This window comes from Shewanella sp. 0m-8 (genome assembly GCF_052977265.1).
In genome coordinates this window covers 1-17,666 of record NZ_JBRIMB010000038.1, presented here as the reverse complement: position 1 = coordinate 17,666, position 17,666 = coordinate 1, and the positions used below count along the sequence as shown (strand labels likewise).

Sequence of the window (17,666 nt, the reverse complement as noted above, 5' to 3'; positions counted from 1 at the left end):
AAAGGGAAGTTTGATACAAAAATTATCAAACTCCCCTTTAGATTACGTCGTTTTTGTAAAACGAATGTTGCTCAAGGTTATTCGAAAATACTCTTAATGATATAGAAGAATATAATTGAAAGACCAGCACCCGCAGGAAGGGTGACAACCCAAGATACAACAATGTTACGCACTACGCCCATATTGATTGCGGCGATACCACGAGCCATACCGACACCCAAAACCGCACCAACTAAAGTTTGTGTGGTTGAGATTGGTAGACCTGTGCCTGATGCAATAACAACTGTTGAGGCTGCAGCAAGCTCAGCGGCAAAACCACGGCTTGGTGTTAGGTGAGTAATGTTTTTACCAATGGTTTGCATTACACGCTTACCAAAGATGGCAAGACCTAGAACGATACCCACAGCACCTAAAGGTAGAATCCACCAAACAAGTGGTGCAGTGCTGTTGATTTGTCCGCCACTTTCAACAACTGAAACAACAGCTGCCAATGGACCAATCGCGTTAGCTACGTCGTTAGAACCGTGAGCAAATGCCATACAACATGCCGTGACAACCATTAAGATAGCGAATACTTTCTCTACGTTACCAAACTGTGTTTGACGATCTGCTTTAGTGTCCATTTTAAGACGCTTAATCGCAATCATGCCACCAAAACCAACTGTAATTGCAATCAATGTTGCTAAGCCATACGCCTCAACAGTGCTGAAGTTTATACCAACATGCTTAAGACCTTTAGTGATTGTCACGAGTGACATCATAAAGCCCGCTAGTGCCATGTAGAAAGGCACGTAACGTTTAGCGTTTTCTAGTGGATTATCGGTGTTGAAAATCAGCTTTTGTACACTCTGGAATATCATAAAGGCGATAAAGCCCGATATTGCCGGGGTGACAACCCAAGAACCAACGATACCGCCCACTTTACCCCATGCTACAGCGTCAGCACCAACACCTACCGCAGCGAAACCAACAATGGCGCCAACAATAGAGTGAGTGGTCGAAACAGGCCAGCCTAATGCAGAAGCTGCAATTAGCCAGATACCAGCAGCAAGAAGCGCTGAAATCATGCCGTAAACGAGTAGTTCAGGTGAATTGATAAAATAAGCAGAGTCAATAATGCCTTTACGGATCGTACTGGTTACTTCACCACCAGCTAGATACGCACCAGCAAACTCAAAGATCATAGCAATAATGATCGCTTGCTTAATTGTAATCGCATTTGAACCAACAGAGGTTCCCATTGCATTGGCTACGTCATTTGCGCCAATACCCCATGCCATTAAAAAACCAAATAGCGCCGCAATGCCAATAAGCACTGGGCCGTTGGTTACTAATACATCAACCATGTTGTTACCTTGATAATCTTTTGATTAGACGCGAGCTAACATTAGCTCTAAGCGAGAACCGACTCGTTCAGCAAGATCTGCCAAGTCACCAACCCACTCAATTATCTTGTAGAGGAACATTACATCGACAGGATTTAATTCAGATTCGATGGAGTATAGTTGTCTACGGATCTTAATCTGTAAATCATCTGTATCTTCTTCGATAGAATCTAGCTCTGCGATCATTTTAGCGACAAGATCCACTTCACGCCCTCTAAAACCTGTTTCTAACAGATCATCGAGTTCGTTAATTGCTTCTTTTGACAGTGACACTGCATCAATACAGCGCTGTAAATAAGCAATAAATGGCTCTTGAATTACTTGAGGTAGCTCTAGTTGTCGGCCAATGACGCGGCCGGAAATGTCTTTTGCTTTGTTAGCAATTTTATCTTGCTGGGTAAGTAGCTCCAGTAAGTCAGTGCGTTCTACAGGCATAAACAGACCGCCAGGCAGAGTTAAACGGATCTCACGTTTTAGTGAGTCAGCTTCTTGCTCTGCAGAGCTAATTTGCTTACGCAATAGAACTGCTTTGTCCCAGTCTCCTGCGACAGTTGCTTCAAAAAATGGGACAAGTATTAACGCACAATCGTATACTTTGTCGATATGCTCTTGAAGAGGCTTAATTGGCGATTTTGCAAACACGCCTAAAATAGAGTTTACTGGCATTGCCGTGTACCTATTTTGGTTATTCCACTATTGGAAAAAGCGGGCGCATGTTAACTCAAGCGGCCGCGTAATAAAACTGTGTTTTTCTATTTAAATAGACAGTTTTTTATTCTAGCTAGTTATATCCTAACTGCAAAGCGGATCCTACGACGATATTATTGCAGAAATATTACAATGTGTAACTTTAATGGCAGATTGATTAAATTTTGATGACAAGGTGAATGGTACATCGATGGAAGCTGAGATTGAACTCAAGCTTTTCTTTAATGAAAAGCAAAAGAAAAGCCTTATAAAACTACTAGATAGCTTACCAAATTGCGAAGCTAAAGGTATTGAAAAGCTAACGAATGCTTACTTTGATACAAATGCGCTTACCTTAAGAAAATGGGACATGGGTCTGCGGATCCGGGGCATTAATCAACATTTAGAGCAAACAATTAAAACAAAAGGTCAGGTTGTAGGCGGGATCCATTCTCGGCCTGAGTATAATGTTGATATAGATCAAAAATTTCCGCAATTAAATTTGTTCCCGAGTAAAATTTGGCCTGAGGGTGTGAATATTGACCAAACACAGTCTGCACTCTACTGTTTGTTCAATACTGATTTTGAGCGTCAGCGTTGGCATATTTTTATTGATGACAGTTTAGTTGAAGTGGCTTTAGATATTGGTGAAATCTGTGTTGAACAAGCCGTTGAGCCGATTTGTGAGCTAGAGTTTGAGCTATTGGCGGGCGATACCAGTGCATTATTAACTCTCGCTGGCATCGTGAGTCGAGAAATTCCTGTGCGTTTAGGTCAAGCGAGTAAAGCGCAGCGAGGCTATCGTTTAGCTGGGCAGTCAGCGCCTGAAACAATTGCTGCACTTGAGTTTATAAAAATCGAACCTCAGCAGAGCCTAAAGCAAGTTGTGGTTAACCTACTCACCCTGGGGTTAGAACGCTGGCAAACCATTGAGTCTATGCTGCTCGATCACCAACAATCCCTAGAGGCATTGCCCATTCTGAGTTATCGTTTACGAGCTTGTATTCGATTACTTAAAAACACCCTAAAGCAGTTCGAACTGCTCGAAGACACTTTTCAAGCGGATTTTCATTGTGTTGAGCGTCGACTCAACTTCATTGAAGAAGCGTTAAGTTTATATGGCATCATTGATGATGACGCCGCACTGATCGCCAAATTACCGCAACAACAAGCTTTAGTCGATGTCGCCTTAGTTAAATTGCAGCATCTGGATATTATTGGCCAAGTGGAGCAATTACTGGCTGACATTTGCTACGGTCGATTGCAGGTGCATTTAGTCGACCTGTTAACTCAGATAAGTGACGACCAAGTTAGCATCAATAAGCAATTGGAGCTTAAGCACTTTGCTAACCAGATGCAGGAAAAGTCCTGGCAGCGAATTTTAGATGTGATGCCATTAGATAGCGACCTGAGCAGCTCGGATTACCAGTCGGTTGCGAAGGCACTCGATGACAGCATTTTTGTTGGCGTGGCCTATGGCGATCTTTACCCTGTTAAATCACGTGATCAATTTAGAGCACCTTGGCAAGACTTAGCTTTAGGGATCCGTACCTTAGCGGCTTATCGTCAGTTAAAGCTCATTAGCGAAATTGCTTATCTAGATATTACCGACTGGCTAGAAAATAAAGAGCAAAGTTTAGTGCAAGCGATGGAGTTCTCTCGTCGCAGCGCGATGAAAAATCAACCGTATTGGCGTTAATCGTAATCAATTTAAAAGTACCATTCAGTTTAAAGAAATGAACACTTCGTGGTTTATCGCTTTTAAAACAAAGAGCCCAGCTAATGCTGGGTTCTTTGTTTTTGTTTATAAATCAGATGTTGGCTTAACTTAACGGCATTGCTACTTGATGCGGGCTTTTTTCTTCTTTTTTATTGTGGTTTTATAAAAATAGCCTACTCAGATTGCCTACTTAAATTGCTCAGGCTTGTTATGACTGACTTGCTTAGACTCTTGTTTTAGCGCTTGTTTAAGCTCAGAAATTTCCTCGAGCAACATCTGTTGATTTTTCTCCATCCTAATCAAGCTGGTATTGAGTTCAGAGCGGAGCTCTTCGGCGTGGCTATCGAGTTTTTCCGTTTCATCAGGAGAAACAAAAACAGACGCCATATAACCTGAAATGACACCAAAAAAGCTCACGCCACAGACTATCACGACTCCGCCAATAATGTGGCCTGCAGTCGTCACTGGGTAGTAGTCGCCATAGCCCACTGTAGAGATGGTCACCAGTGCCCACCATAACGCGCTCTCTGCTGTGTCGATATTGGCCCCTTCAACACCGCTTTCAACAATTAGCATCAGTACAGATGAGAAGGTTAAAATGGTTACAAGTGCGACCAATAGGCTGGCAACGGTCGCTTGTCGGCGCTGTTTAAGCATAGGAACAAGAAGTGAGCGCGTCATACGGATAAGGCGCACGACTCGTAATATTTGGAATAGGCGCGCCATTCTAAGGGCTTCAATGGCCGGAATACTGGCCACAAAATCAATCCAATGATGTTTTAGATAGTCGACCTTGCCATCAGCCCTGAACAGTTCAAAAAAGAAATTAGACATGAAGATGAGACAGATACTGGTATCTATCAGAAACAATAAGCGTCTTGTTTCGCCATCCAATCGGCCAAAGGTGAGCACGAGCACTACAATAACCGACAGCAGTGATAGCAGCATCATTGCCAGTTGGATTGGGGTGGGAGGCGTATCGGGCTGCATTAGCCAGCGCTTTTTATTTGCCATCGCTTAGGTCCATCTATTGAGGTGCCGGCGAGTGCCTATGAGGCACCTTGGTTTGCGCCTATTTATCAGCGCTAAATTGGATTAAATCATCTAATACATGCTTTTTGATTTCAAGTTGTTGCTCTGCCAAGAGGTTATATTTTCCAGCTAAAATCTCATAATCACTCAAGCTAAGCGATACGGTAAGGCGAGGGCGCTTAGGGCGTTTAGTCACACTTAAGCCCAATATTTCTCTGATCTGATCAGATGGGCTTACCCCTGCATCGAGCGCTGCCTTGCGAATAGCATACTGGAACTTTTCATCCATATCGAAGGCAATTTGCGTCGCTTTGGCTGCTTTCTGGTTTTGTTGCCACTGCGCGGGTAAGGGATTTTTTTGTTTGGTCATGCGTGCGGTACCTAAATATTTTCATCCGTAAAAGAACGTGCGGAGTATGCTTAATACCAAGAAGTATATGCTACCACTCATCGGAGCTGAAAAAAATGGTTCTAGATTTTCGTCTAGAACCATTCATTTATGCGCCTGGCCAATATTCTCGAATATCAGTCAGTGGGCGGTATAGGGTTAACATAACGTCTGTTTCGCCACCCTCATACACCTCAACATCAACAGCCTTATCTTCGTCATCGTCTAGCAACTGATAAGACTCAAATGGGTCACCAGTCGAACCATCTGCGTCTTGTGGTGGCCTTAGACCACGGTAATCTTGGCGGTGAAAGTAGCCAAAACTCCCTGAAGTAACCTGATGATAATGAGGTGATAACCACTGTTCATAATCATTCAAGTCTGATGACAGTGTTTGCGTATCTAGCTCCGCTTTACCTGCCTCTTCGAAAATTTCGCTAAATTGATCAAGATCGAAAAGCTGTTCAACTAGGCCTCGATTGACCTTAATCGAGAGGGCTAAGTAAGTTTCGTCATCTTCATCAAGACTCAGAAAAATAGCATCGCCACTGTGGCCTTTTAACACCCATTCTGTTTGTTGCTTGCGCTGATACTCATAAGTATTGATCGCTTCAACTCGCAGTTGCTGACCACGCAGTTGTGGTGGCAAGGCAAAACTGTCATCAAGGGAGATCATATCTCCCTTGTTGAGTTTTGATGGATGGTCAAGTTGACGTTTAGGTTCCTCTTTTTTGCCAAATAGGCTGCTTAGAAATCCCACGTCAGTCTCCTTTAGCCTTTACGCGCTTTAATGCGATCAAGTACAGCATTTGCGTTAGACTTTTGCTCGCCAATACCGGCTTCAGCAAGTTTGTCATGCAGTGCTTTGTCGCTGTTCTCTTCTGCTAAGGTTTCAGAAGCTTTTAGACGGTCGTCAAATGACTGCTGACGCGCCTTGATGCGCTCTAATGAATCTTTAGCGTTGAGTAGCTTAGAGTTGCTACCTGCAAATGAGTCGGTAATCGTCGCAGTTGCTTTTTGTACGCTTTCAGTGGTTTTAACCATCGTTAACTGGCGCTGGTAATCTGTCACTTGGCGCTCAGTTTTACGGACTAGCTCTTTTAAGCGAGTTGCATGGGCGCTAAAGCTATCGTTTGCCGACTGTTGATCGTTAAGCTCTTGGTCTAACTCGGCAATTTTCTCAGCCACTTCAAGTGCTAATGGCTCATTACCCTTCTCAAGTGCTTGAGTCACGTAACCTTCATGTTCTGCAATAGAGCGCTTAAGACGATCAACTTCACGGCTTGCTTGCATCTCTTTTGCCATCACTTCAGTTAAGTCGCGCTTAGCTTTAGTTAGGTGTTTTTCAGCATCACGGATTTCTTGTTCAAAAATACGTGTTGAGTTTGCATCAACGATGCCTTGACCAACTTCCGTTGCACCGCCACGGAAAGCTGTAAGAATTTTGTTTAGAATGCCCATAATGTGGCTCCTTTATTTAAGGTAGTCGACGAGTTCGTCGATAACTTCAAGACAATTGTCAGATAGAACAGACAGTTCCTGCTCAATCTCTTGCATACTTGAATGTACTGATAGTGCGCCGTAAACCACATATTTGTCGTCGATTTTTGCAAACGATGACAGTGGCATTGGAATGTTGAGCTCTAACATGGTCTCAAACATTTCACTACGACGCTCTTGATTCACTTCATCCTCGCCCCATAAATAACTGATGCAAAGGATTTGGTTGTCCGTGACCGATACAAATACCGGGATCTCTTCACGGCCAACAACGTTAACTTGTAAGACTTCCACGTCACCATCTATTGGATAACAATCAAATTGAAAGCCAGTTTGGCTATTGTCGCCAAGTTCATTTAGGTGGTTGGCAATTGTGTGGATATTCATATTTGTCCTTATTGACATATTATGTCTGTGATTAAAGATAACACCGCGACATAATATGTCAAGTGCTATCTTTACGATTCAAAAATAAACTCTACTGATTTTCTAACCAAGCCTGCTGATGGTATTGATACAGCTGGCTTGAACCTAAAACATTGGGTTTAATTTGAGCCTTGTTCTGGTAAAAATTCCCAGGGAACTCAAAAGCTGCATGCATCAATCCTGAGGTAAACCAAGGATCATCTACAGGCAGTTGTTGCACATTTTCTAGCCTACTTCGAGCGCTTTTGCCACCTAAAGTGGCAATGCTCCAGCCCCATTCGCCGAAACTTGGCACGTTATGATGATACTGATCGACATTAAAGCCCGCCAATTCCAAGGTGTTAGCCACAGAAATAAAGGCATTGGGCGCATGATAAGGTGACGTTGACTGTATGGTTAAGGCAGCGTCATTACTCATTAGTTCCTTGAGTTTAAGATAGAAAGCATCGGAATAAAGCTTATTGAGATCTGGATGGCTAGGGTCGGGCAGATCAACGATAATGACATCGAACTTTTCTTCTTTCGCCAGCAATTTATCGACCCCATTAAACGCATCGTCATACATAATTCTTAAGCGTGGGTCGTTAAGTGCATCTTGGTTGAGTGCTAATAATGCACGGCTCAAATGCTCAGGCATATCACTGGCAGGATTTTTAAATAGTTCAACCAGTTCCTTATCAAGATCCATCAGTGTCACTTGCTGAGGTTGCCACTGCAGCACTTGAGTTAAACCAAGGCCATCCCCACCGCCTATGATCAACACCTTGTCATGACGAGCGCTAGCCGCCATGGTTGGATGCACTAAAAATGAGTGATAGATATGCTCATCACTGCTGGAGAACTGTAATCGACCATTGATATAAAGCGAATGCACAGGCCCCAGTCCATTGCCTCTTAAACGCTCAGTAAAGGTCAGTTGTTGAAAGCGCGTTGCCTTGGCATAAACAACCTTGTCTTTATACAGCAAGTTATTAAAGTTCTGCTCCCATTGAGGGCCGTGCAGTGCAAGTAATACCAAAATACCAGTCGCAATAAAGTGACCCACTAATAGCAGTTTTACATGACGTATTTGGTGCCAGAAGCGCCAGATAAAGATAAAACCTGCTAGCAGATTAAAGCTTGCAGTTAAGGCGGCGGCAAGTTGGATATCGATCGCCAGCATAAAGCCAACCCAGATAGCTGCACCAATACCGGCGCCAACATAGTCTGCGCCATAAATGGTACCCGCGTTATGCATCAGGTGCGCTTCAGACAGGGCTTGGCGTACTCGCGCGATCAGTGGGATCTCCATACCAATCATCAGGCCGAGTAACACGCCCCATACGTAAGGCAAGTATTCACTGAGCTTTTGCAAAGTGCCAATAAAGCCACCGTTGGGTAGCTGATCGGCCGGTAGACCTAAGGTATCAGCAATGATTAAGGGTAATTGCTGGCCAAAGCCGATAACGGCAGCGGTGATTAAAATTGCCAGTGAGCCACATAGGGCTACACACAGTTCTAATACGGCAAAACCGGTAAAGGCGCAGCGAATTTTACGGGCAGCAAAAGCGCCGACTCCCATAGAGACGATCATTAGACCGATCATGGTGTAAATAGCGGCTTCGAGCGCCCCTAGAATACGGCCAGCATAATGTGATAACAGGTATTCATAAATCAGGCCGCAGCCTGCGAGCACGGCCATAATGCCGAGCAATAAGATATCGTCGAACCAGCCGAGTTTGCCCGATTCTATGGTGTCATTTTTGGTTGGAGTCGTCGTGCTGCTTGAGTCGGTTTGCATTGAGTGTCAGTTGCTTATTTAGTGGAGATTATTTTTGGAGAGTTTTTTATTCGAGATAGCCACACTCGGATATATGTTAATGGCAGTAAATAGAAAAGGGAGCGTATCGACCGCTCCCTTAATCTTACTTAAGCCATTAAGGCGGCGAGGATTATCGCGATAGAAACGCTAATAGCCATCTCAACGAAAGCAAGGCCAATATTATGTTGTTTTTCAACTTCATCGCAGAGGTTGATTTTGGCCAGCACTAACTTTTTAATCAGGGTGATTAGCAGTGATAGCGTCACTAGCATCACCACTGAGAAGACAAGCCAGCCGATGAGGTTAGCGACATAGGCATGCGGGTCAAAAATAATGAAATGGCTGGCAGCATTAAAACTAAATGCCATGGCAAGCATATAGCCGCTATGACGAATCGCCAGCGCTACATGTCCCTGAGCAATGGCCGCTTGCATCGATGCGCCTTGATTACGCTTAGCGTAGCGGTTCTCGCGGCCACGAGTGAGCAGCACTAACATCAGCTGTGAAATCGCAAAGGCACTAAAGATGGCGATAAAGGTGTAAATGGTAAGGTCTTCAGCCCACATTAATACCGAGCGAATAATAATCGCAGTGGCAATCGCAGCGGTTGCATCAACAATCGCGACAGAGACATTACCCTTGAGGATTAAAGCGTTCTTATCAATATCATTAAGTGCAATCTTGTCATGCAAAAAACGACCGAGTTTAATCAGTACTAAGCCAAACAAACCATAAGCACTCATGCCAATGGCTTCAACCAAATAGGACTCGGCGGCTTCACCGGTTATCGCACCTGTGAGCACAATACCCAGTGCCATCACTGCACCCGCAGTACTAATACCAAAGGCAAAGTTATCGTTTTCTGCCAGTTCGTGGCGACTATTTACTTTAATTGTCCAGCCTTGCAGATAGCGCATCAATGTTAATAGCAAGACTGCAATGGCGATATCGATGGCCAAAATAATCAGTAGATCGAGTGTGAGGCCATAGTTTTCTAAAAATGTCATAAAAGTTCCTTAATTATTTGCCTCGGCGAACACCGCGAGTAGTACGACTGCTGGAATTACGGAAGCTGCTGTCCTTAGAGTAGTTAGAGCGGAACTTGCTCTTGCTGCTCGCAGTGCGTCCTGTTGAACTGGCTTTTGGGGTGCTGCTACTTTGTCTCGAAAGACTACTTGAGCCTGTGCGTGACTTAGCATACGGGCTATCAAACTTTTTACCTTGAGAGTTAAATTGCTTTTTTGTTCGCTCATAGGTTTGAGTTTGGGCTCTAGCCTGTTTCGGTGAGGTATAACGGTAGCGTCCCACATCATTGTAATAGCTATAGTTACGTCGACTTGACCAACGATCGTAACCAATTGGGCCGCGAGTTAAGTTGGAGAACATCGAGTACATGCCGTACCAAGCCCAAAATGACATGCCATTAGAGCCTGTTTGCCAGTTACCGTAAGAGGGGTTACCCACTAGCTGGCTACCGGCACCAAAGTCTTCGGCGCCATTAGCAAGTGCTGCGGCTTCACGGCTGATGGAGTTCACTCGAGCGAGCGCGCCGCCCGACATATCAGCAACCACGTTAAGTGGATCTGACAGCATATCGTTATAGAGGCTAGGATCTGCGGCTTGATACAGGTTTTCGACTTCAGCCAGTTGCTGATCGAGATCGACAAAATTGGCCGGGTTTTGCGCTTCAGTCAAACGCCGCGTCAGTGAGGTAAACATCGGGCCGCGGTTAGTGGCATCGGTGGCAAGCTCTGTGAGCAGTGGGCTTAGGTCTGGTTTTTGCCTTTCCAATACTTGAGTGTATTGTTTTAGCAAATTAGCATTACGTACCTGACCGTCGCTCAACATAGTGCTTAGGGTATCGAGGCGTTGCTGAGTCAGCTGCTGATACTTTGCAATTTGCTCTGGCCTATCATCACCACATCCTGCGAGGGTGAAAACCAGTATGACGGTGAGAACGCGCTTTAGCATTCCTGCCATAGTTTCTCCAAATTCGATTATGTTACTTTTTAGTGGCCAAATGCCGAATGTAACAAAGACATATTGCCATAATGCTTAATGATACTTTATAGCGATTTATATTTATCCAGCATACAAGATTTTTCAGTTGCTGAAACATTGAATTCGCAAGAGAAATAATTTTGCTCTTACTGTAATTATCACTGCTTGAGTATAGTATTGCCTATTAGAGCATAAAAATAGCAATGATCCTGTTTTCATGGCCTTGAGTAATTAAATTTACTCAACTGACCAACATCCTCGACCAAAGCTGCTCACATTTGTTCACGCTCTATCTATATCATTAATGACATAATATGTCGATGTACAAAATTGTTAGGGATTATTATGCGCACGGCTACACAGGGTAATAAGCTTGTCAGCACTCAAATGGCTGAGACCGCAGAGCGATATTGGCAAAGACTCACCGATAGCGCAGCAGATGTGCTAGCGGCGTTGACAGATGAGCAGCAACAGGAACTCAAACTGGTTTTTGGGTTAAGTGATTTTATTGCAAGCCAGCTGTGTCGTCACTCGCACTGGATCCCCGCATTATTTGAGCGCGAACTGCATAATATTGAGCGTCAAACCTTCGATAGCGAACTGACAAGCTTGCTTGAACCTGTGACCGATGAAGAGCAGGCAAAACGTATTTTCCGTCAATATCGTAACCGACAGATGGTGTGTATCGCCTGGCGTGATTTTCTTGGCTACAGTGAATTACAAGAGTCCTTGCTCGATCTGTCAGCGCTAGCCGAGGCGTTAGTGATTACCGGGCGCGACTGGTTATATCGCGAGATGTGCGCGCAACTAGGCACCCCAAGTGATAGCCAAGGTAAGCCGCAAAAACTACTCATCTTAGGCATGGGTAAGCTCGGCGGTCGTGAGCTTAACTTCTCTTCAGATATCGACCTTATTTTCACTTTCCCTGAGCATGGTGAAACCTTAGGTGGTAGGCGTGCGCTTGAAAACCAACAGTTCTTTATTCGCATGGGTCAGCGACTGGTTAATCTGCTTCATCAAGTGACGGTTGACGGCTTTGTGTATCGGGTCGATATGCGTCTGCGCCCCTATGGCGAAAGCGGCCCCTTAGTGGTTAGCTTTAGCGGGCTAGAAGATTACTATCAAGAGCAGGGGCGTGACTGGGAGCGCTATGCCATGGTAAAGGCGCGCGTACTCGGGCCGTGGACAGCCGATTCTGATGAGCTACATGATCTGCTTAGGCCGTTTGTTTATCGCCGTTATTTAGATTTTTCAGCGATAGAATCACTGCGCAAAATGAAAGGGTTAATCACTCAAGAAGTACGCCGCCGTAAGCTCACCGACAATATTAAGCTCGGTGCTGGCGGGATTCGAGAAGTCGAATTCGTGGTGCAAAGTTTTCAGCTTATTCGTGGTGGGCGAGAGCCCGCATTGAGGCAGCAGAGCCTGTTTGCGGCCATAGAAACCTTATACCAGTTAGGACAGTTGGAATACCTGGCTGTCGATGAGCTTAAAAATAGCTATGTGTTACTGCGCCGGGTTGAAAACTTATTACAGGCGATAAACGACGAGCAAACTCAGACATTACCAAGCGAAGTGCTAGATTGGCAGCGTTTATGTTATGCCCTCAATGCCGATACTGAAATGGATCTGCGAGAGCAGATTGAAACGGCAATGAGACAGATCCACAGCCATTTTCTGGAAACTGTTGGCGGTAATCTGCATGAAGATCAAAACGAGACCTGGACCCAGCAGCTATGGAACGCCTATGAAGATGAGCATGCGCTCTCTATTCTAGAAGAGCAGGGGATCGATGATGAAAAACTGTGGCCGATGCTTAACAGTTGGCACGAAACAGTGGTGCGCCGTACTATCGGACCGCGAGGGCGGGAGACTTTAGATAAGCTAATGCCCAAGTTGTTGTGCGAGTTTACCAATCTTCCCCATCCATCTAAGGCATTTGATCCAGTGTCAAAGGTACTGGATCAAATTTTAACCCGAACCACCTATCTTGAGCTCTTGTGTGAAAACCCAGGGGCAAGACAACAGCTCGTTAGCCTCTGTCTTGCCAGCCCATGGATTGCTCAGCAACTGGCAAAATTCCCCATGCTGCTCGATGAGCTGATCGATCCAGCCCAGTTGTATGACACCACATCGTTAGACGACTACGGCAGCGAACTGCGTCAGTATCTACTGCGAGTGCCAGAAGATGATTTAGAGCAGCAGATGGAAGCACTGCGACAATTTAAATTGTCACAGCAGTTAAAGATTGCCGCCGCCGACGTGACAGGTGTGCTGCCAGTGATGGAGGTGAGCAATCACTTAACTTTCTTGGCCGAAGCGATTATCGAGCAGGTAGTGCATCATGCATGGACACAGGTGAGTGCCCGCCATGGTGTACCTGAAAACCTAAAAGATAATGAGATGGGCTTTGCGGTTGTGGGTTACGGAAAAGCGGGCGGTATTGAGCTAGGTTACGGCTCAGATCTTGACTTAGTGTTTTTACATAATGGCAGCCAAGCCGGTCAGACCAATGGCGATAGAGCCATAGATATCGGTCACTTTTATCTAAAGCTTGCCCAGCGTGTGTTGCACTTTTTCTCAACGCGCACTAACTCAGGTGAGCTATATGAAGTGGATATGCGCTTAAGGCCATCAGGCGCATCAGGGCTATTGGTGAGTGAGATAGAACACTTTGGTGATTACCAGCGCAAGGAGGCTTGGACATGGGAGCATCAAGCCTTAGTGAGAGCCCGTTTTATATTTGGCGATAATGCACTTTCTATGCGCTTTAATGAACTCAGAGAAGAAGTACTAGAAAATCAGCGTGATATATCAATCTTAGCCAAAGATGTGAGAGAAATGCGGCTTAAGATGCGCGATCATCTTTTAAACGTTGAAGCGGGCATGTTCGATCTTAAGCAAAGTAGTGGAGGAATTGCCGACATTGAGTTTATTGCTCAATACTTAGTACTGGCACACAGTCATAAGCATAAGGCGTTGTCATTTTGGTCTGATAATGTGCGAATTTTTGCCGAGCTTGCTGAGCTTGAGTTGATACCATTCGAGAGTGCGCAGGCATTAACTCAAGCCTACTGCCATCTGCGTGATGAAAGCCATAGATTGACGCTGCAGCAGAAAAAAAGTGTGTTACCTATTGAAGCGATAAAATCCCAAACAGATCGGGTGGTTGAGATCTATCGACAGATCTTAGGCGAATAACTTAAGTTAAACAGCAAAGTTAACGATCTAGGTTAAAGCTTAAGTTAAAGCTTAGGCTCAGCATTCGTCCAATCGCTAGAGTAAAACAAAGTCCTCTACCGCATCCGCGTGGAGGATTATTTATGTTGACATCAAGACTGTTACAGCCCAAAAACAACCCCAAATCACCTCCAAAGCATCCACAAAACAATACTAAAGCCACACAAAATTCATGGTAAATTGCATTGCAGATTAAGACTTGTATCGAGTTAAAAAGTGATCTCTGTTTTTAGGTATTTGCAAGCCACTGAATTGAAGTCATAAGTTAACTTTATTTCTTGTATGCTTTAACTTGGTTTGTTCTATGCAACATCGGTGTATTCAGTCTTGCAGCACGGTGATCGCTATGAATCCACTTAAGCAGATAAGCCGCTACACCACCTTTAATGACAGCCTTACTGACATGGATGTTTTTAAGGATATCTCGCTTAAAATGACACTGGCTAAATCGGCAATGGCTTTTATACGTGAGTTGCCGCTCTGTTGGCTGCTATTACTCTGTTTACTACTATTTGTGAATGATGCCGTGGCCGAGGCACAGTCAACCAAAGTCACTATAATCAGCAGCGAGTTAGCCAATTCAGTAGAAAGCGCCAACTTAGTCATCTTAGACCGCTCAGTAGAGCAAGTAGAGTCGTTACTGTCGGGGTTTAGAGGTGATTTACACCTGCTGATATTGGAAGATGATAACGAGCCATTTGAGCAGATTAATCAGGCGCTAAGTGCAGAGCCTCTTTATTCGAATGTCACTATTATTGCTAAAGCCTCAAGCTCAGCAATTTATTTGGGAGGTCGCTGGATTGATCAACACTATTTACTCGAATATCAACAAACATTAGCCACTTTTGCCAAGCAGTTTGCTAACGATAGTCAGCTATCTTTGTACACCACTAACTTGACGGTTAGCCATGGTGGCGGCGAGTTTATTGGTTTGTTTGAAAATCTGACTCAGCTGAATGTGGACGTAATTTATATGCAAGGCCAGCATTATGAGCCCCTTTGGGTACAACGAGCCGAGTTTGACTTTTAGTGCTTAACAGTCGGAATTGACATCGGGGTTTCTCAATAAAACCTATGCCCTAATGTAGTGTTTAATGAAGCAGTTAGTCTCGATACGTTTTGTATCATATTTTGAGCAGATACTGCTTTGCGGATATAGAAATACTGCTTACTATCAGCTCAAGTATGTCCCTATGTAGTATAAGGGACTAATTAGAGGATGGTTTGATGAGTTCTATCAGTGGTGTAGTCAATAGTACAAGTATCAATGTAGGGGCTAAAATCACCTCCAACGTTGCAGCTGATTCGGCTACTCAGCAAGCCACAGCCAGTCACGTGCCAGATATCGCTGCCAATGCAGCTTCTGCTAGCGCCTTAGCTAAGCCGCTCCCAAATACAGGCGCCAGCACCACAGTGGTATTATCAACGGCGGCACAAGATAAGCTCATCACAGAGCAAGGCGTTGCCAAAGCGAATAGTTCTGCCGCTGATGCTAAGGCTGTAAAAGCCGAAGCTGATGAAGATGGAGATTTTGAGTCGTTTGTATTTGGCGCGTTAGGTCTCGATCACCCAGAAGAGATTGATGAGAACGGTGACCCATCATATTCTGCAGGCCAATATGTTAAGGCGGCTGCTACTGTGGGTGGCATGATAGCGATGTTTATTTAGACGTTGTCTAAAACTGGTTTTTACCAAGCTGCGCTTGAGCTTAAGTTAGACTGCGTCTAACAGCTAAAGTCGTGGCGCTTCGCCCCACATTGGTAATGCATCAGGCTGCGCCTGACTAACGTCGTGAGCTTCCAGCTCACACACGGGCAAGGAGGACTGCTCGTCCTTATCCTCCTTGCATCCACCATGACGCCCCGACGAAGTTGTTGATCCTCACTCATTTTCGAAAATAGCTATCGCTTCAGAATCGCCTTCCATGGCTCTACTAAAGCTACCTCGTCATCCATGACTCGCTCACGCGATTGTTCTTCAATGACCTCGGCAACTCCGATGGGGGATTGGTGTTTTTTGTGAGTCTTGTAACTAACTTTTGCCCTTTAATAGTTACAGTGAATAAGCTGGATAGAGCAATGAAGAGCCTTTAGGCCTACTTTTACTAATCGATAAGTTATAATCACCAATTACTTTCGATTCTACATCAATACCAATATTCACTTTGCTCATTTCTGCGCGTTTTTTGCCAAATACGTGGCATCCGCACTATATAAATGTTAGCTAGCTAAGTGATTTAAACTTTAGAAGTTATGGTATAATATCCTTGTTTTTATTAGGTTTAATCGGTCGATTTATGCCAGATAGCATTTATAGTAATCCTTGGCTGCGGGCTTTAATCCCGTTACTATGTGCCACGGTTGTTGGGGTCGCAAGTAGCGCCCTAATTGTAGAAGTAGCAGCCGGTCAAGATATTGATTGGTCTGCTATGCCTAAGAAAGTATCATTTTATGTTGTGCTTTTTTGCGTCATTGTCGCTTGTGCTTATCAGGTCGAGTTGACTAAACGTGACAATGAATTATTAAAAGGGTTTACACCTAAACAGTATGAGGCGTGTATTCGAAATCGAGTTGCTGAAAACGTTGCTAAACGTTCAAAAAAATTAATTAATGAAGGGAAAATTGATCAGTTAGTTGCTGAAACGGATGCATTTAAGAAATTATTTGGGGAAGAGCAAAAATGAACGTATTAATTACTCACCAATTTAATTCTCAAATGCAGAATATACCTGAGCACTTACGCCAAGAAGTATTTAACCTCTTTAACTTTGCGTCCGCTGGAAGTCGAGATGAAATTATTAATGCCCCTTTTGTTACTAACATTGTTTCTCAATCTGGTGATATTTTCACCATGCTTGGAGAAAATGTAAGAATATTCTGTTCATTCTCATCACCAGATAGTGATGATCTTTTCTTTCTTGATATCAGTGAAGTGAAACGGTCTAACTCTACGTTGGATAAGCGTGTTAAAACAGATGATATTAGTTTATTTAATGCGCAAGGAATACCTGTCGCTTATATATCAGACGGCTCTGAGCAAGTGATCTATTTGTTTAATGGTTTACCAGTTGCGTATATCGATGGTAATAACAATGTTTATGGTTTTAATGGCAAACATTTAGGTTGGTTTGAAAGCAATATCTTATGGGATCATAGTGGTTGTCGTGTGGGTTTTACTAAAAGTAGCTATTGTGGTTTTACATCATTTGAACCTTTTAAAGGCTTTAAACAATTTAAACCTTTTAAAGCTTATGCTCAATATGCACCATATAAACCGTTTAAAGGTTATGTTAACTCAAACTCAAACTTGGAAGCTTGGTTAATGCAAGGGCGCTAGTTAACAAACTGTTTAAGAGTGATTCGCAACGCGTGGCATTTTTGTTATGCGTTTAGTCAAATCTGGAAATGTGGGGTCAGAGTCTGAGGGATCCCCACGAATTTAATAGCATGCTTGTGGATCCCGAACTAAGCCTTGCAGTGTCTTAAT

The 17,666-nt window shown here is 44.1% G+C and carries 16 protein-coding genes; 6 read left to right on the top strand and 10 right to left on the bottom strand.

The window, feature by feature from the left end; all coding sequences use genetic code 11:
- Nucleotides 1–77 precede the first annotated feature (77 nt).
- Complete coding sequence (locus ACVBIO_RS15975) at nucleotides 78–1,346, bottom strand: inorganic phosphate transporter (RefSeq protein ID WP_447159385.1); 1,269 nt, start codon at nucleotides 1,344–1,346, stop codon at nucleotides 78–80.
- 24 nt (nucleotides 1,347–1,370) lie between these two features.
- Complete coding sequence (locus tag ACVBIO_RS15970) at nucleotides 1,371–2,051, bottom strand: TIGR00153 family protein (RefSeq protein WP_447159386.1); 681 nt, start codon at nucleotides 2,049–2,051, stop codon at nucleotides 1,371–1,373.
- Between the two features lie 232 nt (nucleotides 2,052–2,283).
- Between ACVBIO_RS15970 and ACVBIO_RS15965 the strand changes: the two genes are divergently transcribed.
- Nucleotides 2,284–3,771, top strand: a complete 1,488-nt coding sequence (locus tag ACVBIO_RS15965) for a CYTH domain-containing protein (RefSeq protein ID WP_447172978.1) — start codon at nucleotides 2,284–2,286, stop codon at nucleotides 3,769–3,771.
- 207 nt (nucleotides 3,772–3,978) lie between these two features.
- On the opposite strand, the gene ACVBIO_RS15960 is transcribed toward ACVBIO_RS15965, so the two are convergent.
- The 8 genes from ACVBIO_RS15960 to ACVBIO_RS15925 all read right to left on the bottom strand — a co-directional run bounded on the left by ACVBIO_RS15960 (nucleotide 3,979) and on the right by ACVBIO_RS15925 (nucleotide 10,919).
- Nucleotides 3,979–4,806 carry a potassium channel family protein gene (locus ACVBIO_RS15960; protein WP_447172977.1) on the bottom strand — a complete coding sequence of 276 codons (828 nt, stop codon included), beginning with the start codon at nucleotides 4,804–4,806 and terminating at the stop codon, nucleotides 3,979–3,981.
- Nucleotides 4,807–4,864: 58 nt separating this feature from the next.
- A complete protein-coding gene (locus ACVBIO_RS15955; protein ID WP_447159389.1) occupies nucleotides 4,865–5,194 on the bottom strand; it encodes a hypothetical protein in 330 nt (109 codons plus the stop codon).
- Nucleotides 5,195–5,321: 127 nt separating this feature from the next.
- A complete protein-coding gene (locus ACVBIO_RS15950) occupies nucleotides 5,322–5,972 on the bottom strand; it encodes a hypothetical protein (RefSeq protein WP_447172976.1) in 651 nt (216 codons plus the stop codon).
- Nucleotides 5,973–5,983: 11 nt separating this feature from the next.
- Nucleotides 5,984–6,673: a PspA/IM30 family protein gene (locus ACVBIO_RS15945; protein WP_447172975.1), complete on the bottom strand. Its 690-nt coding sequence runs from the start codon at nucleotides 6,671–6,673 to the stop codon at nucleotides 5,984–5,986.
- Nucleotides 6,674–6,685: 12 nt separating this feature from the next.
- Nucleotides 6,686–7,099: a YjfI family protein gene (locus ACVBIO_RS15940; protein WP_447159392.1), complete on the bottom strand. Its 414-nt coding sequence runs from the start codon at nucleotides 7,097–7,099 to the stop codon at nucleotides 6,686–6,688.
- Nucleotides 7,100–7,190: 91 nt separating this feature from the next.
- Nucleotides 7,191–8,918 (bottom strand): polyamine aminopropyltransferase, encoded by a 1,728-nt coding sequence (locus tag ACVBIO_RS15935; protein WP_447172974.1) that lies wholly within the window; start codon nucleotides 8,916–8,918, stop codon nucleotides 7,191–7,193.
- 128 nt (nucleotides 8,919–9,046) lie between these two features.
- Nucleotides 9,047–9,946 carry a DUF350 domain-containing protein gene (locus ACVBIO_RS15930; protein ID WP_447159394.1) on the bottom strand — a complete coding sequence of 300 codons (900 nt, stop codon included), beginning with the start codon at nucleotides 9,944–9,946 and terminating at the stop codon, nucleotides 9,047–9,049.
- A 13-nt stretch (nucleotides 9,947–9,959) separates the two neighbouring features.
- On the bottom strand, nucleotides 9,960–10,919 hold the full coding sequence (locus ACVBIO_RS15925; RefSeq protein WP_447159395.1) for a hypothetical protein: 960 nt from the start codon (nucleotides 10,917–10,919) through the stop codon (nucleotides 9,960–9,962).
- A 366-nt stretch (nucleotides 10,920–11,285) separates the two neighbouring features.
- Here ACVBIO_RS15925 and glnE point away from each other — a divergent pair, with 366 nt between their 5' ends.
- From glnE to ACVBIO_RS15900, 5 genes are all read left to right on the top strand, one after another.
- Nucleotides 11,286–14,141: a bifunctional [glutamate--ammonia ligase]-adenylyl-L-tyrosine phosphorylase/[glutamate--ammonia-ligase] adenylyltransferase gene (gene glnE / locus ACVBIO_RS15920; protein ID WP_447172973.1), complete on the top strand. Its 2,856-nt coding sequence runs from the start codon at nucleotides 11,286–11,288 to the stop codon at nucleotides 14,139–14,141.
- A 385-nt stretch (nucleotides 14,142–14,526) separates the two neighbouring features.
- Entirely contained in the window at nucleotides 14,527–15,210 is a 684-nt protein-coding gene (locus ACVBIO_RS15915; RefSeq protein WP_447172972.1) for a DUF4347 domain-containing protein, read from the top strand.
- A gap of 197 nt (nucleotides 15,211–15,407) precedes the next feature.
- Nucleotides 15,408–15,848, top strand: a complete 441-nt coding sequence (locus ACVBIO_RS15910; RefSeq protein ID WP_447172971.1) for a hypothetical protein — start codon at nucleotides 15,408–15,410, stop codon at nucleotides 15,846–15,848.
- A gap of 628 nt (nucleotides 15,849–16,476) precedes the next feature.
- Nucleotides 16,477–16,863, top strand: coding sequence for a hypothetical protein (locus ACVBIO_RS15905; protein WP_447172970.1), 387 nt, complete (start codon nucleotides 16,477–16,479; stop codon nucleotides 16,861–16,863).
- Nucleotides 16,860–17,516, top strand: a complete 657-nt coding sequence (locus tag ACVBIO_RS15900) for a 4-fold beta flower protein (protein ID WP_447172969.1) — start codon at nucleotides 16,860–16,862, stop codon at nucleotides 17,514–17,516. The genes ACVBIO_RS15905 and ACVBIO_RS15900 overlap by 4 nt, the downstream gene beginning before the upstream one ends.
- Nucleotides 17,517–17,666: the final 150 nt, after the last annotated feature.